Raw genomic sequence first — 14,976 nt, 5'->3', positions numbered from 1 at the left:
AGACCCGCCCAGGGACGCACAAACCGGCCCACCTTGTCCCCCGAAGAGGTGGGCCGGTTTCTGCTGGTCATGCGTTTCTGCTGGTCATGCGATGACGTTGCACTCTGCTGAACAACGCCCACTCATCATCGAGTGGTCCCAGACTGTCACCCGTCACGTCCCCGCCGGTAGGGACTTTAGGCCCTTTGACGCGCAGCGCTGTGGAGCGATGGCTGGTTGGCGTTCAGGTCGGCGCTGCGCCAGACTCGGCGTCGTGCAACCTCTCCGTGTGCTATGGCTCTGTGGCCCACCAGGAGCGGGCAAGTCGACGGTGGCCTGGAGACTGTTCACCGAGTCCGCTCAGCGGGGCCATCCGACGGGCTACCTGGACATCGATCAGCTCGGGATGAGGTTGCCCACCCCCGCCGACGATCCTGGCAACACGCTGATCAAGGCCGCCAACCTCGCGGTGGTACTGGCGAACTACCGCGCAGCCGGCGCCCAGCAGGTGCTGGTCTCCGGGGTGGCACTACCCGACGAGGTACCGGCGTTCGAGGCCGCGGGTGCGGACATCACCTGGGTTCGGCTTGAGGCCGACCGGGCTCAGCTCCACACGCGGTTCCTCGGCAGGGACGGTCAGAGCGAGTTGCTGCCCGATCTTGATCAGCACGCCGCAACCCTCGCTCAGAGCGACTTCGCCGAGGTGACGATCGACACGACGGGTCTGACTGTCGCTGCCGTAGTGAAGCGCGTCCAGGACTCGCTAGCCCACTGGTCTCAGGTCGCCGACCGTGACCGTCCCAAGATCATCGGGAAGCCGCCGGCGGTGAGTCGTCTCTCTGGTGCCGCGAACGCGCAGCCGCGCGTGCTGCTGCTCTGCGGACCCCGCGCAGTGGGCACCTCGACGGTGGGTTGGGAGACGTTCCAACACCTCTGGGGGCTGCGCACCTCCGCCTTCGTCGACCTGGCCCAAGTCGGCTTCGTCGGGGAGGCGTCGGTCGCCCCCCTCGGCCGACACCGCCTCCGAGCCCACAACCTGGCCGCGATGGCCCGCAACTTCCACCAGGGCGGCGCCACCGTCGTGATCGCGGTCGGCTCGATCCTGCACAGCGCCGACCTTCGCGCGTACAGCGAGGCGCTGGCCCCCGGCACCCTGACCGTGGGTCGGCTCCGGGCCACCAGCGACCATCTGAGACAACGCGTTGCCGCCCGTACGGCAGTGAGGGGCGGGCCTCACCTTGCCGGAGACTGCCTACGTGGCAGAGCCGTCGCGGAGCTCGGCCCCGTGATCGACCAGGCACTGGCCGAGTCCACGCTGTTGGACCGGAGCGGAATCGGCGACGTCGTCATCGACACATCGGGCCGGGCACCCACCGACTGCGCCGATGAGCTCCTCGATGCGGTGGGCCTGACCAGTCGATGAGCCCGCTCAGCACTGCCAGCCGGGTCGCGGGCAGCGTCAAGGGACTCAGGCCAGGCCGGGCAGTCCCTCCGACAAGAGGGTCCTGGCGATCAGCGCGTGTCCGGCGGCATTGGGATGATCGCCGTCCGGCGCCAGCAAGGTGGTGACGTCGCTGCTCGGGGTTTGTCTTGTGAAGGGGCCGGACAGGTCGACGTAGTCGATTCCGGCGGCACTCGCCGCAGACTGAATGGCCAGGTTGACCACTGCGGTGAGGTCCTTTGATGCCCTGAGCCCCGCCTTCGGGAAGGACGCTCGGGCCACATCGCCATCCTCGAACACGTTCCAGTACCCGGTGATCAAGATCGCGGTAGGCAGGCCCTGCCGGCGCTGCCGAATGGTGGCGATGATGTCGGCAACGTTGCTGCTGAGCTGACGCAGCTCGTCCTCGGTGCAGACCTTGACCCCGGCTCCGAGGCAGGCACCCTGAGTGATCGCCTCATGCTGGTCCGCGAAGTCGTTCGCCCCGATCGTGATGAGATCGATGTCGGCTGAGCTCACCAGCTGGCTCTCGGCAGACTCGGAGTCGGAGAGCCTGGACAGCAGCTGCCCGCTGGTGAGGCCACCCTGACCGAGGTTGTGCATGGTGATCGGAACGTCATACCGGGCGCTTGCGGCGTGAGCGTACTGGTCGGGAAACGCTGAGCAGCCACAGCCGTAGCCCGAAGTCACGGAGTCGCCCAGAGCAACCGCAGTCCACGCAATTGCCGGCCGCGAGAGGGTGGCCGAGGGTGAGTCTGACGGGGCGGGCGCGGACCGGCCTGCCGGGCCGTCACAACTGACTGAGGTGACCAGGACGGCAGCGAGGAGCACGATCAGCCCCGCTGCGAGGCGCCCCCATACGCGAAGCTGCACCGTCCCAAGTTACCGCCGAACCCCGATGGCGGCCCTGAGACCCCGCGACGGTCGCCGATAGGGTCGCCCCCATGGACCGATGGCACCACGCTGGGGGCCTTCCCTGGCTGTACCGACCCGCCCTCGGCGAGGGAACCGTCGCCGCCGTCGTACTGGGGCGTGGGTACGCGCACCAGCAGGTGGATCAACTGGGTTCGCTCGACGCTGCCGCGGAGGTCGTACGGCTCACGCTCAGCCGTCCGATGGAGCGGTCGGCCGGCGGCGTCCGGGAGGCTGCCGTCCGGGTCGATGTCGGTCTGTACGAGACCACCGTTCAGCTGCGCGGTGAGCCCGAGACCGTGCGCAGCGGTCTGCTCCGGCTGGATACGATGCTGCGCGACCCCGTTCTGCTGGGCCTGGAGCACGAACAGGCGTCGCGTCTCGACCACCCCTTCGCTGGCTGGGGCAGCGAGCTGGCCGTGTGGTTCGGTGCCGGGCCGGCAGCACTCTCGACCGAGTTCCGCCCGAGGCTGAGGCCATCGGAGGAGGTCGTCACCGAGGCGCTGCGCAGCCTGCACCCGACTCGGTCGCGCAGCAGGTGGAGCGGATGCGGTCACCGGAAGTCCTCGAGACCCTCAGCAGTCCACTCGCTCTCGCGCGGCAGGCGCTACACGGCGGCCAGGAGTTGACCGCAGCGCGGGTCGCTGCGGACGCCTCCGGGCTGACGGCGGCGAGGGTCCGCGCGGAGCTGACCAGGCTGCTGGACAACCTCCTGATCGGTGTCCCCTCCGGCGCCGAGACGCCGGCGGACTTCCCGCTGCGTCGACCGATGCCCATCGACACCACCGCCCTTGCGGCGACGAGCGGCCGCTCCGGGCGCCGCGCCCGCCACCGGTCCATAGTGCCCGTCCCGGTCGCCGGCGGCTGGTCGCACGTGCTGGTCTCCCGGGAGGGGGACGCCTTCAGCGTGAGCACCGTGCTGGGAGGGCGCAACTGGCAGCCGATCACGACCAGGACCGTCGACCTCTCCCGCCTGATCGCTCGCATCGACCTGGGCAAGAGCTCGTCGCTGCTGGTCGATGAGGAGGACCGTCGGGTTCAGGTCACTTGGCCGGCCATCGCCGGCGCTGGACGCTGGAGACGGTGGTGGACGCGGCGCTCCCCCGCGGCGGGCGGCTCAGGCTCCCTGATGACCTGGGCCTCGACCGGGCGGTCAGTCGTCAGCTGGGGCGGCGGCGCAAGGTGCTGACCGGGGTGACAGCCTTCCTGGCGCTGGTCGCAGCCGGCATTGTCGGGATCCAGGCATCGGGCAGTGACGACCAACCGCTGGTGTCCAGGCAGGTGGCCGTGGGGACCACGGTGGCGCCGGCCAACGGGTCGACCGTGACAGTCTCGAACGTAAGGCAGGGAAAGGTGCCGGGGGTGACCTCGCCCGTGCTGCTGGCCCGGGTCAAGTTCTGCGGTGGAGGACCAACGGTCGACGAGAGCACGTCCGCCGACGCTCGCAACTACATCGCCCCCGACAAGTTCTCCCTGGACGGCACCCCGAACAACCAGCTGAGGGTCACCCCGGCAGGAACGGCCTGGCTGCAACCCACCCAGCTCGCCCGGGGTGACTGCACCTCGGGCACCATCGGATTCGAGGTCCCTCCCGACGTCAAGGACGTTGGTCGCTCTGACGCCTTCGTTCCCTGAGGTCTGACAGACACGACGCTGACCAAGGATCGGGACGCGACCTGCTTCGCGACCACCCGACAACCGACCGGCTCGCCAATCGCGCCGTCGCAATTCTCGGTATTGCGCAGATCGCGAGCGAATTGATATTCTGTCGTATTTGTCTGGACACAACGGAAGCACCGAATTATCGGTGCCTCAATTTAAAAGTAACTCAGGCTGCGACGTTCGTCAAGTACCACCGTTCAGCAAGCAGGGAGAGCGCATGACCGAGAGCGTGCTGAGGCACGAGATCGCCCACGAACAAGGCTATGTCACGATGCTGTACGAGGTGTTGGAACGCGCTCGCGCCCGCGCCGCCGCCGAACTTCAACGGGTCTACGCAGGCGCAACGACGGGCACCGAGCAGGCGGCGACCGAGCGCGATTCATTCGCCAGGACCTACGCTGATCGCTCGAGTCAATTGATGACCGTCGAGCGCGGATTGTGCTTCGGTCGGATCGACACCATCGATAAGGCGCGTTTCTACATCGGTCGAATCGGGCTCTTTGACGATGATCACGATCCGCTGCTCATCGATTGGCGCGCGCCAGTGGCGCAACCCTTCTATCGGGCAACGGCGGCCGACCCGATCGGGGTCTTCCGACGGCGCCACATCCGTCTGAGCGGGCGGACCGTCGTCGCCGTCGACGACGACATCCTCGACCTGGCCGCGTGGGACGATCATGATCATGACAACCTGATCGGTGAAGCGGCTCTGTTTGCTTCGCTCTCGGCCGACCGCACCGGTCGGATGTCCGAGATCGTCGCCACGATCCAGGCGGAGCAGGACGCGATCATTCGGTCCGGCCTGCCCGGGGTGCTGGTGGTCCAGGGTGGCCCCGGCACCGGCAAGACCGTTGTCGCGTTGCACCGCGCCGCCTACCTGCTCTACACCTACCGTGACCAGCTCGCCCGGCGCGGGGTGCTGGTGGTCGGTCCGAATGCGACCTTCCTGCGCTACATCGAGCAGGTGTTGCCGTCGCTCGGCGAAACCGAGGTGGTGCTGTCCACCATCGGCGAGTTGCTGCCCGGTGTGGTGGGGACCGCGGCCGAATCCCCGGAGGCGAGCCGGGTCAAGGGCGAACTTCAGATGGTCGAGGTGATCGCCCGGGCCGTCCGGGCGGTGCGGAGCGGCCGGGCCGGCAGGGATGCCACGCCCGCGACGCTGCTCACCTCGCTCTGGTCGTCGCCGGAGCGCCTCGCCGACGTCGCGCCGGAACTCTCCGAGACCGACCGCGCGGCACTGCACCGCCCGCCGGGGACTCCGTGGACCCGGGCCGATGTGGCGCTGCTCGATGAGGCGGCCGACCTGCTCGGCGACACGGACGCGGTGGTGCAGCAGCGCCGCCGCGCCGACGCCGAGCGGGCCGCCAAGGATGCCGAGCATCTGGCGTATACCCGCGAGGTTGTGCACACCGGACTCGCCGCGGACGGGCTGACGCTCGAGCCGTGGGAGGTCGATCAGTTCATCACACTGATGGCGGAGCGGACTCGGCACCGCGACGCCCTGGGCACCATCGCTGAACGCGCCGCGGCCGATCGCACCTGGCAGTTCGGGCACGTGATCGTCGACGAGGCGCAGGAGCTGTCGCCGATGGAATGGCGGATGCTCATGCGCCGCTGCCGGCGGCGGTCGATGACGTTGGTGGGTGACCTTGCGCAGGCCGGGACCGATGCGGGAGTGCGGTCCTGGGCGGAGCTGCTCGATCAGCACGCACCCGGCCGCTGGCGGACCGCAGAGCTGACCGTGAACTATCGGACGCCGGCGGAGATCATGGCCGTTGCGGCCGACGTGCTGACGGCGATCGACCCGGTTGCCGCGCCCCCGGCCTCGGCACGGTCGACCGGGGCGGTCCCGTGGAGCCGGTGTGTGCCCGCCGGCCAGTTGGGCCGAACCCTGATCGAGTCCGTCGCAGCCGAGCAGGCCAGGATCGGCGACGGACGGTTGGCTGTGATCGTGCCCCGGTCCCGGTACGCGGAGCTCACCACCCTGGTGTCGGCCGCGCTCCCCGGAGTCGCTCATGGATCGGATCCGGGGCTGCTCGACGCCACCACTGCCATCCTCGAGGTGGGTCAGTCGAAGGGGCTCGAGTTCGATTCGGTCCTGATCGCCGACCCCGGCGCGATTCTGCGTGAGTCCCCCCGCGGCGGATCGGACCTCTATGTCGCGGTGACCCGGGCGACCAGGCGGCTCGGCGTGATCTCGGACGGCCCTCTTCCAGACGTCCTGCAGCGCACCGTCGGAGGCGTTGCCAGCGTCCCAGCAGGCCCGTTGCCCGATGCGTCACGAACACCACACTCTCGGGGGTCGAATCTCATATCCTGAGAGGGCAGGAGCAAGCTCTCGAGGGAGGTCCCATGGTGACCCGGACGGAACGAGTCCCGACCTTCTGCCCGCTCTGCGTGTCCCGCTGCGGCGCGATGGCGACTGTGGAGGACGGACGGTTCATCGAGCTCACGTCCGATCCCGCCCACCCGACCGGAGCGGCCGTGTGCGTCAAGGGCAAGTCCGCGCCGCGCATCGTCGACCACCCCGACCGGCTGTTGTACCCGGTGCGGCGTACCAACCCCAAGGGTGCCTCCGACCCGGGCTGGCAGCGCATCAGCTGGGACGAGGCCCTCGACACCGTCGCGACGCGACTGACGCAGATCGCCGGCGAGAGTGGCCCAGAGTCCGTCGTCTTCGCGTCGTCGTCGCCCTCGACGACCGCTGTCAGCGACTCCGTTGACTGGATCACGCGGCTGCGTCGCGGCTTCGGCAGCCCGAACTTCACCTGCGCGATGGAGCTCTGCGGCTGGGGACGCTACCTCGCCTCGACCTACACCTACGGTGCCCCCGTGCCCGGCGCCTTTATGCCGGACCTCGAGCGCGCCGGCTGCATCCTGTACTGGGGTTACAACCCCTCGGTATCCCGGCTCGTCCACGCGACGGCGACCGCGGAGGCACTCCGCCGGGGAGCCCAGCTGGTCGTCGTCGACCCGCGCCGCGCCGGCCTGGCCAGCAAGGCGAACCGCTGGCTGCGCGTCCGGCCGGGTACGGACGCCGCACTCGCGCTGGCCCTGATCGGCGTCATGCTGCGCCGCGGCTGGTATGACGAGGAGTTCGTTCGCCGCTGGACCAACGCGCCGCACCTGGTTCGGACGGACACTGGACGGCTGCTCCGCGCCGACGAGGTGTGGCCGGGTGCGGGCGCCGGCCTCGTCGCGTGGGACGAGACCGCCGCTGGTCCGGTCGGCTACCACCCGGCGCGTCGAAACTACGACGTCAACGTCGAACGCCTCGCGCTGAACGGCGAGGTGCGGATCGCCACCCGTGACGGGGAGGTCGCGTGCCGGCCGGTCCTGGAGATGCTGCTGCGCCACTGCACGGCGATGACCCTCGAGTCGGCCGCGGCCATCACCGGGGTCGACGCCGCGGACATCGAGCGCGCCGCCGAGACGCTGTGGACCTCGCGGCCGGTCGCGTTCTACACCTGGAGCGGCTTGGAGCAGCACAGCGACACCACGCAGATCATCCGCGCGGTCAATGTCCTCTATGCCCTTACCGGCAGCCTGGATGCACCCGGAGGCAACGTGCTCTTTTCGGCCGTGCCCACCAACCCGATCGATGGCGTCGAGCTATTGGCACCCTCGCAGCGCGCCAAGGCGATCGGTGTCCAGGACCGCCCGCTGGGACCCGCCCGCTTCGAGTTCGTCACCGGCGAGGACTTCTATACCGCGGCGCTCACCGGCTATCCCTATCGGGCCCGAGCCCTGGTCGACTTCGGCGGCAACCTGGTGATGGCGCACGGGGACAGCGCACGTGGCCGAGACTCGCTGCGCGCGCTCGATTTCTTTGTTCACGCCGACCTGTTCCTCAGCCCCACGTCGGAGTCCGCCGACATCGTGCTGCCGGTGGCGACACCCTTCGAGGCCGAGGCGCTGCGCGTCGGCTTCGAGGTGAGCCAGCCGGCGCAAGCGCACGTCCAACTCCGGCGGCCGGTGGCGCAGCGCCGTGGGGAGGCTCGATCCGACCTGGAGATCGTGTTCGCCCTCGCCACCCGGCTCGGCCTCGGGGAGCACTTCTGGGGCGGCAGCATCGAGGACGCCTTCCGCCACCAACTCGCGCCGAGCGGTGTGACTCTCGAACAACTGCGGGAGCAGCCGCGAGGGGTGCGTGTACCGCTGCAGACTCGACACCAGAAGCACGCCGAGCAGCACGACGGTGTGGCGCACGGATTCAGGACGCCATCCGGCCTGGTCGAGCTGCACTCCGAGACGCTGGCCACCCACGGATACCCGGCCCTGCCGACATTCGAAGAACCCCCGGTGAGCCCGCGCTCCCGTCCGGACCTCGCGGGTCGTTATCCCCTCGTCCTCACCTGCGCCAAGCCGCTCTGGTTCTGCGAGAGTCAACATCGCCAGATCCCCGAGCTCCGCCGCGCGCTTCCGGATCCCCAGGTCGAACTCAATCCGGAGACGGCGGCCGGGCGCGGCATCAGCGCTGGGGACTGGGTACGCATCGACACCCCGCACGGCAGCGTCCGGGCCCGAGCACGGTTAAACGCCAGCCTCGCGCCGGACGTCGTGTGCGGGCAGCACGGCTGGTGGCAGGGGTGCGCCGAGCTCGGCCTCCCCGACGAGGACCCTTTTGCTGACGATGGCGTCAACCTCAACCTCGTCCTGCGCCAGACACCCAGTGACGCGGTCAGCGGCAGCTCGCCGCTGCGCTCCTCGGTCTGCGACGTGTCGCCGGTGCGCGGATGACCGGCATGCTACTCCCCGGGTCACAACGCCTCGGCCCAGCCGGCCGGGTCAGACTCCTCAGGTATCGCCCGAATCGCATGCCACAACAGCAGGGCGTCGAACCATCGGTCCTCGGCGGGCTCAAGAGGTCGTACCGACTCGTAGCCGGCTCGAAGCTCCCTCCGCACGGAGTCCGGCGTCGGCCGCCAGTCCGTGAACCGCGTACTCAGGTAGACGCTGGCTCGGGCCAGGTCGTTGACTCGGTGGTCCAGCGCCATCTCGTCGAAATCCAGTACGCCGACGACTTTGGACTCCCTCGTCAGGATGTTGGCCGCTCGAAAGTCGTTGTGCACCAGCTGCATCCCATCGTCCAAAGGTGGGAGGTCGGTCACCAGACCCTTCAACCGCGCGGACGCCGACGGCGCCCACCTGCGATCGCCGGTCGCCAACCAGCGTTCGATCTGACCGTTCAACGCCTCGACCTCAGTCACGGACGGCAGCCCATCGTCCGCATAGCCGCGAAGTGCTCCGTGCAGCTCCGCCAAGGAGGCCCCGGCCGCCCGCACCGCCGCGTCATCCTCCACGTCGAGCCAGGCGCCCGCCACCTCCGGCAGCGCCGCGACCGACAACGTTCCGAGTGGGCTGTCCCGCACTACCCTGACTTGCCCGTCCTCCGCCGCTATCGGCGCGGCAACGGGCAGGCCCCGCCGGTCAAGGCGTCGCAACAACCGCGCTGAGGCCGCAAGGCTCGCGAAGCGATCCCAAGCGCTCGACCACTTCACCACAAGTGGTCCGTGACTGCTGTCGACCCAGACAATCGCGTTGTGGTCACTGATCACCAATCGACCGCAATCGACCACCTCGATTGCCCAGACGTCCTTCAAGGCCGACGAGATCCAGTGGACAGCGGACGCAAACCCGTCGAACCCGAACCGCGTCCGTAACGCGGCCTCTGGCTCGACGGCTTCCTCCCACAGCATGGACAGGCCCGGTGGCAACACGTCAGGACTCGACGTCAGGGTCATCCGGTCTGCGGCTGCGGCTTGAATCGGCGGACCTCCTGGGGCCAGCCGCAGGCCTCCGCGAGCTTGCCCGCCCACATCTTGGCGGCCTCGTCATCGGCCGCGTCCACCAGGGCGAACCCGCCCAGAAACTCCTTGGTCTCGACGTAGGGCCCGTCGGAGATCATCAGGGAGCCACTGGTGGCGTCGGCGCTGTAGACCGGGCCGTCCTCCTCCAGCCCCCCGGCGAAGACGTACACCCCGGCGGCCTTCATCTCGTTCACGACCGCCATGGCGAGTGGTCCGCGTCCGCGGAACCACTCCTCGGTGTGGTCGCCCACCCACTGTTGGTTGAAGTAGATGAGGTACTCGGTCACGACTGCTCCTTCTCCTCTGGCGGACCCGGTGGCCCACGTTCACCTACCCTACGAACGGCGACAGGCGAATCCGACACGAAGTCAGCTCTTCTTCAGCTCCTCCGCAAGCATCACGATGATGCCACTGGGGCCACGGACGTAGGTGAGCTTGTAGACGTCACCGTAGGTGGCCACGCCGCGTAGGGGATGGCAGCCATGCCCTGCGGCGATACGGAGGGCTTCGTCGAGGTCGTCGACTGAGAAGGCGACGCGGTGCATGCCAATCTCGTTGGGTCGGGTGGGAGTCGTCTCGATCGCATCGGGGTGGATGTACTCGAATAGCTCGATGCGTCCGTTGCCGTCTGGTGTCTGGAGCATGGCGATGTTGGCATGGTTGCCATCCAGTCCGACGGCTGTGTCGGTCCACTCCCCACTGACCGTGTCGCGGCCAAGAACGGTCAGACCGAGGTCGGTGAAGAAGGCGATGGCCTCTTCGAGATCGCGGACGGCGATGCCCACGTTTTCGAGTTTGATCAGCATGCGAAGACGTTACCGAGACGCGTTCAATTTGGGGCGTGCTGTCGGCAGGTCACATGCGCTGACCGCTACGATCGGCGCGTGACCGCCGCCCCACTCTCGCCACCGTCTGTTGCACCGATGTTCGGACCGTACGGCGTGCCCGCGTTGCGGCATGCCGACCGCTTCGTTGACCTCGGCGCCGACAGCGTCTGGTTCCATGGCTTCGACAGCGAGGCCTTCGAACTCTGCGCCCGCCACGAGATCCGGGCGTGCGTTGAGTTCCCGACGTTTCGGGCCGACCTGGACGCCCAGCCGGAGCTGACCCCCATCGGTGTGGACGGCCTGCCGATCCGTCACGGTGACCTGGTCCAGGGGGTATGTCTGTCCCGACGCGAGTTCCTGGCCGAGGTCGAAGATCGTTTGGTGGCCGGCCTGAGCAGGTACCAGCCGGCCGGGGTGTGGCTGGACTACCTGAGTGGAGCCGGTTGGTTCGAGACGCCCGAGCCGGACCTTCAGGAAAGCTGCTTCTGCGCAGACTGTCTGGCCGACTTCGGTGCGGCAACAGGCATCGACACGTCCCCTGCCCAGATCGTCGCCAGGCACGGTGAGGCCTGGACCGCGCACCAGTGCGACCGGGTCGCCCGATTCGGCGCCCACTACTCCGCTTTGATCCGCGACGCCCTACCCGGATGTGTCGTCGGCGCCTACATGTGCCCATGGACGCCGGACGAGTACGGGGGTGCACTGCGACGGGTGTTCGCACAAGACCACGCCCTGCTGGCCCCCAGCATCGACGTCTTCACCCCGCTGGTCTACGCCACCAAGAGCGGCCGGCCGGCATCGTGGGGGCGTGAGGTGCTGGAGGCCAGCGCCGACTTCGTACCAGCCGACCGGGTCGTGCAGCTGATCGGCGACGCGCTCGACGGTCCGGCTGCGCTGCGCGAGATGGCCGATGCGAGCCGGCCGTCATGGGGGTTGCAGGTCTTCAGCGGCTTCCAACTCTTCGAGGACGAGGAACTCGGCGACGCCTTCCGAGCCACTGCGACGCTCCTGCGCGAGCGGTTGGCAGCGGCCGGCGGCTGATGGGAGCGCACGTCACGCGCACCCACCCAGGGGTCAGGTCGCTAGCGCAGGAGCAGCTCCTGGAGTTCCGGAAGTCGGCCGAACAGGACAGGCAGGCCGCGCAGACCGTCGCGGACGGAATCGTGCGACAGCGCGAGGTCAGGGCCGGTGCTCACCTCGACACCGGCGAGGCAGCGGAGGATGTTCCACCTCGTGTGCCCCAGCCAGCCGCCGATCATGAACACAAACCAGCTTGGGCCCGACGGCGGCAGCGCTCCGCCCCCTGCCACGTAGCCGTCCAGGATCGAGCGGAAGATGCTGGGCTGAATGTCGTCGAAACCGGGTCCCTTCGCGAGGCTCAGCGCAGTCGAGCCGAGCTCACTGGACAGGTCGAGCATCCCCGAGAGCTCCCAGTCGAGCACCACCGGCCGACCCTCTCGAGCGAGCAAGTTCCACGGTTGGATGTCCTTGTGGGTCAGTACGACGGGGCCTGGTCGCTCGCAGCTGTCGACGAAATGGGCAATCGCGAGGAAGGTCTCGACCTGGGAGGCGAGTTCGTCGGCCCAAGGCTGTCCGGTCGTCGCCGCCCGCTCCGCGAGCTCGGGCCAGTCCCGTGACGCCCGTTCCTCGATCGACCCGTGGGCCCACGCGACGTCAAGCGCGTGAATGCGCGCGAGGATTTCACCGATCTCGAACCCGTACTCCGCCGACACCGGCGCTTCGGGCACCCTTTCTCCCTCGACCCATCGATGAACGAGCGTGTGGTCATCCGCCGAGATCGGCTCGGGCATCGGAATGCCAGCACCGAAGGCCGCCCGCTCGAACCTGAACACGTCCTCGACGTGGTAGGTCCAGCGGCGGTCGACGAGGCTCAACTCCTTCACCGCGAACGATCCCTGGTCGGTGTCGAGCCGGTACATCCGGTTGGCGAACCCGCCGTGGACGCGGACCATCGGCGCGACCGGCGTGCCGAGATCCGAAAGATTCACGCCTCGAATCTAGGGCTGGCGGCTCTTCGAGGCACCGATTCACTCGGATGCGTTTTGTGGGCCCCGTGGGACTCGAACCCACAACCGGCGGAGACCTGTCCAGGCCCGTTCAGTCACGACTCTTCTCTCCGCGCACGCGGTTGGGGTGCTCGAACCGGCCGGTTCCTCATGGCAGCACTGGCAAGCATTCGTCCCTGGACTCGTCCCTGCACCACGTTTCATGCTGGCCGCTTCCATGTCATCGGGATCGGGGGCGGTGTCTCCGGACCGGTCCACACCAAAGCGTGTCCGTGAGTATGCGTAGTGATCCGTCGGATGCTGGCGGTTGTGTCACCACGTTGTCACTCAAGGCACGAAGAAGCATGAGCACTCTCGAACCGAACAGCAGCAAGCATGCATGCCTGTGTCTGCACCGGGGACGGACTGTTCTACGGTGCTGCTGTGGACGACGAGGACGACTTCCTTTGGCCCGTGGCAGGACTTAACATCCTGGCCGGCGGCAATGAGCAGAGGTATTACGCCTTCCTGCAATGGCAACACTCGCCCGACATACGAGAGTATGGATACATCTCAGGATTCCGCCTCGCCGCGGAATTGATGTTCAAGCATATCAAGGAGACTGGGTCGGATTCGGATCAGCTGGTCTTTCCCTTCGGACTCTGCTGGCGACACCATATGGAGTTACAGCTCAAGAGTCTTCTGATGGAGTTGCAGCGATATCAACGCAACGCGATCAAAGCCCCGAATACACATGACCTCGCCAAATTGTGGCGAGAGGTACGACCCAGGCTGGAGGAGGCCCGGCCTGACGATATCGCTGACTTGGATCACGTCGAAGAAATGTTGATGCAGCTTCACAATGCTGACAAGTCGGCCCAGGAGTTTAGATATCCCACCAAAGACGATAAAACACCGAGTCTTGGTGAGATCCGATACATCGACCTCGCGGCCTTCCACGACTCCATGCTTCGGCTAACACACTTCTTCGAAGGTGCCGGCACGGCCGTATACGAGGACGCCAGAATGCGAGAAGAGTACGAGCGGTGGATGAGGGACGAGTACGAATATTGACCACTTCCGTGTCAGCGCAGGCGAACCGGGCTGGCTAGGTGTTTTTCGCCTGGATGTGCGTAGTCGTGGGTGAAGAGTCGGCTCGATCATTGCCCGGCTGGTTGGTAGTCTGGCTGTCGACGTCGCGTCGGGCGACTGCTTCGGTGTGAACCCTGGCTCTGCTGGGCCGGTAGGGTCTTTGCGCCTGGCGGGTATCCATCACGGTCCGGTCAAGACCGGTCATCGAGTGAGTCGGTGACTGTCAGTTGATCTGGCAGTTTCGGCGGCAACAGCCTGGACCCCAGCGTCTCACCCCAGCGTCTCTTTGAGCCCTCTGCGGTCAGCGACCATGGTGAAAGAATCACCAGTAGGACGGAAGTTGCTCGTAGTATTTTGGACTGTCGGCGTCATAGTTATCTGACTGTCGAAACACCCGACGGGCGTCCACAGTCACCCAATCCGTCTGGCCATCCTTAAATCGGACTTGACCATCGCCTAGATAATCTACCATTCTCTGAATCGCGTCCACGCTTGGAGCTTCATGCTGCCAGAGGTAATCCCAATGGCTTGTGAAACTGCCATTCTTATCATCATAAAAGACGCCTCGGAGCCTGAGCTGATGATCGTCGGGGAGCGTGCGAGCAAGTGCGAAATCAATGCGCTTCGCGACGCTAGTTAGGTGAAACTCCTTAACCGCCCCACCGTATCTTCCTGTGAGGCGAAACCACATACCTCTTGTCACCCCAACGTATCGGTTGGGGCTTTCGGTGGCAAAGACTCGCCAGCCCAGTGCATCTGCGGAGTTGGGCAAGAATCTTTGCAGGACCGCCCAACCCGCAGGCGTGTCGAGAAGGCGCTCAATAGCCACGCTGTCCCAAGTATGCAGCGGTATCCGACGAGTCGCGCGGATCGAATCAAAGCGACGAACAAGTGCTGATGAAGGATACGTTGTGCACGCAAGTAGAAAACCGTCTGCCGCATGATGATCAAGGGCGTCTCGTATCCCGCCGCTGTCGGCTACATCGGAACTACTGACAGCCCGTCCCTGCCCCGAATTGGCCGAGGAGTAGTCCTTCGCCGATACGAGCCAGCGGCGCGTTGTGGCGCCAAAGAGAACATCGCCACGTTCCTCGATTATCAAATCGTGTTCGTCATCTGGGCCAACACCGCTCCATGCGACATCTAGTCCTAGCGTCAAAGCTAGCTCACGAAGTAGCTGCTCGAACGCGCGTCCATTGGCACCGAGTTCCTTAAAATCGAGCATTCTAGGCTATTTCCTTTCTGTC

General features: G+C 66.8%; 14 protein-coding genes. 8 read left to right on the top strand and 6 right to left on the bottom strand.

The window, feature by feature from the left end:
• The first annotated feature begins 253 nt into the window (after positions 1-253).
• A complete protein-coding gene (locus JOE57_RS11550; RefSeq protein ID WP_204918096.1) occupies positions 254-1,402 on the top strand; it encodes an AAA family ATPase in 1,149 nt (382 codons plus the stop codon).
• A gap of 45 nt (positions 1,403-1,447) precedes the next feature.
• On the opposite strand, the gene JOE57_RS11545 is transcribed toward JOE57_RS11550, so the two are convergent.
• Positions 1,448-2,251, bottom strand: a complete 804-nt coding sequence (locus JOE57_RS11545; protein ID WP_338041400.1) for an SGNH/GDSL hydrolase family protein — start codon at positions 2,249-2,251, stop codon at positions 1,448-1,450.
• Positions 2,252-2,364: 113 nt separating this feature from the next.
• On the opposite strand from JOE57_RS11545, the gene JOE57_RS11540 reads away from it, so the two are divergent.
• From JOE57_RS11540 to JOE57_RS11520, 5 genes are all read left to right on the top strand, one after another.
• Positions 2,365-2,961 carry a hypothetical protein gene (locus JOE57_RS11540; RefSeq protein WP_204918092.1) on the top strand — a complete coding sequence of 199 codons (597 nt, stop codon included), beginning with the start codon at positions 2,365-2,367 and terminating at the stop codon, positions 2,959-2,961.
• Complete coding sequence (locus JOE57_RS11535) at positions 2,880-3,521, top strand: hypothetical protein (RefSeq protein WP_204918091.1); 642 nt, start codon at positions 2,880-2,882, stop codon at positions 3,519-3,521. The genes JOE57_RS11540 and JOE57_RS11535 overlap by 82 nt, the downstream gene beginning before the upstream one ends.
• 5 nt (positions 3,522-3,526) lie before the next feature.
• Complete coding sequence (locus JOE57_RS11530; protein ID WP_204918089.1) at positions 3,527-3,967, top strand: hypothetical protein; 441 nt, start codon at positions 3,527-3,529, stop codon at positions 3,965-3,967.
• A 244-nt stretch (positions 3,968-4,211) separates the two neighbouring features.
• The gene (locus JOE57_RS11525) at positions 4,212-6,314 is read left to right on the top strand and encodes a HelD family protein (protein WP_204918087.1); all 2,103 of its coding nucleotides are present in this window, start codon (positions 4,212-4,214) and stop codon (positions 6,312-6,314) included.
• Between the two features lie 32 nt (positions 6,315-6,346).
• Positions 6,347-8,734 carry a molybdopterin-containing oxidoreductase family protein gene (locus JOE57_RS11520; protein ID WP_204918085.1) on the top strand — a complete coding sequence of 796 codons (2,388 nt, stop codon included), beginning with the start codon at positions 6,347-6,349 and terminating at the stop codon, positions 8,732-8,734.
• A 20-nt stretch (positions 8,735-8,754) separates the two neighbouring features.
• Here the strand turns inward: JOE57_RS11520 and JOE57_RS11515 are convergent, their stop codons facing one another.
• From JOE57_RS11515 to JOE57_RS11505, 3 genes are all read right to left on the bottom strand, one after another.
• Positions 8,755-9,693, bottom strand: coding sequence for a phosphotransferase enzyme family protein (locus JOE57_RS11515; protein ID WP_204920400.1), 939 nt, complete (start codon positions 9,691-9,693; stop codon positions 8,755-8,757).
• A 41-nt stretch (positions 9,694-9,734) separates the two neighbouring features.
• Positions 9,735-10,091 carry a YciI family protein gene (locus JOE57_RS11510; protein WP_204918083.1) on the bottom strand — a complete coding sequence of 119 codons (357 nt, stop codon included), beginning with the start codon at positions 10,089-10,091 and terminating at the stop codon, positions 9,735-9,737.
• Between the two features lie 81 nt (positions 10,092-10,172).
• Positions 10,173-10,610 carry a VOC family protein gene (locus JOE57_RS11505; protein ID WP_204918081.1) on the bottom strand — a complete coding sequence of 146 codons (438 nt, stop codon included), beginning with the start codon at positions 10,608-10,610 and terminating at the stop codon, positions 10,173-10,175.
• A gap of 78 nt (positions 10,611-10,688) precedes the next feature.
• On the opposite strand from JOE57_RS11505, the gene JOE57_RS11500 reads away from it, so the two are divergent.
• On the top strand, positions 10,689-11,672 hold the full coding sequence (locus tag JOE57_RS11500; RefSeq protein ID WP_204918080.1) for a hypothetical protein: 984 nt from the start codon (positions 10,689-10,691) through the stop codon (positions 11,670-11,672).
• 41 nt (positions 11,673-11,713) lie between these two features.
• Here the strand turns inward: JOE57_RS11500 and JOE57_RS11495 are convergent, their stop codons facing one another.
• Positions 11,714-12,640: a phosphotransferase family protein gene (locus JOE57_RS11495; RefSeq protein ID WP_338041275.1), complete on the bottom strand. Its 927-nt coding sequence runs from the start codon at positions 12,638-12,640 to the stop codon at positions 11,714-11,716.
• Positions 12,641-13,081: 441 nt separating this feature from the next.
• Between JOE57_RS11495 and JOE57_RS11490 the strand changes: the two genes are divergently transcribed.
• Positions 13,082-13,711 (top strand): hypothetical protein, encoded by a 630-nt coding sequence (locus tag JOE57_RS11490; RefSeq protein WP_204918078.1) that lies wholly within the window; start codon positions 13,082-13,084, stop codon positions 13,709-13,711.
• 340 nt (positions 13,712-14,051) lie between these two features.
• Here the strand turns inward: JOE57_RS11490 and JOE57_RS11485 are convergent, their stop codons facing one another.
• On the bottom strand, positions 14,052-14,954 hold the full coding sequence (locus JOE57_RS11485) for a PDDEXK family nuclease (RefSeq protein WP_204918076.1): 903 nt from the start codon (positions 14,952-14,954) through the stop codon (positions 14,052-14,054).
• Positions 14,955-14,976 lie beyond the last annotated feature (22 nt).

It is taken from the genome of Microlunatus panaciterrae, from assembly GCF_016907535.1.
GTDB classification, from domain to species: Bacteria; Actinomycetota; Actinomycetes; order Propionibacteriales; family Propionibacteriaceae; genus Microlunatus; species Microlunatus panaciterrae.
Note: the sequence above shows the minus strand (reverse complement) of the source record. Positions and strands in the feature narration are given on the sequence as shown.

Bases quoted from the DNA above. Each gene is read 5' to 3' on its own strand.
- JOE57_RS11540 (WP_204918092.1), top strand. From the start codon at position 2,365: ATGGACCGATGGCACCACGCTGGGGGCCTTCCCTGGCTGTACCGACCC.
- JOE57_RS11535 (WP_204918091.1), top strand. From the start codon at position 2,880: ATGCGGTCACCGGAAGTCCTCGAGACCCTCAGCAGTCCACTCGCTCTC.
- JOE57_RS11525 (WP_204918087.1), top strand. From the start codon at position 4,212: ATGACCGAGAGCGTGCTGAGGCACGAGATCGCCCACGAACAAGGCTAT.
- JOE57_RS11520 (WP_204918085.1), top strand. From the start codon at position 6,347: ATGGTGACCCGGACGGAACGAGTCCCGACCTTCTGCCCGCTCTGCGTG.
- JOE57_RS11515 (WP_204920400.1), bottom strand. From the start codon at position 9,693: ATGCTGTGGGAGGAAGCCGTCGAGCCAGAGGCCGCGTTACGGACGCGG.
- JOE57_RS11505 (WP_204918081.1), bottom strand. From the start codon at position 10,610: ATGCTGATCAAACTCGAAAACGTGGGCATCGCCGTCCGCGATCTCGAA.
- JOE57_RS11485 (WP_204918076.1), bottom strand. From the start codon at position 14,954: ATGCTCGATTTTAAGGAACTCGGTGCCAATGGACGCGCGTTCGAGCAG.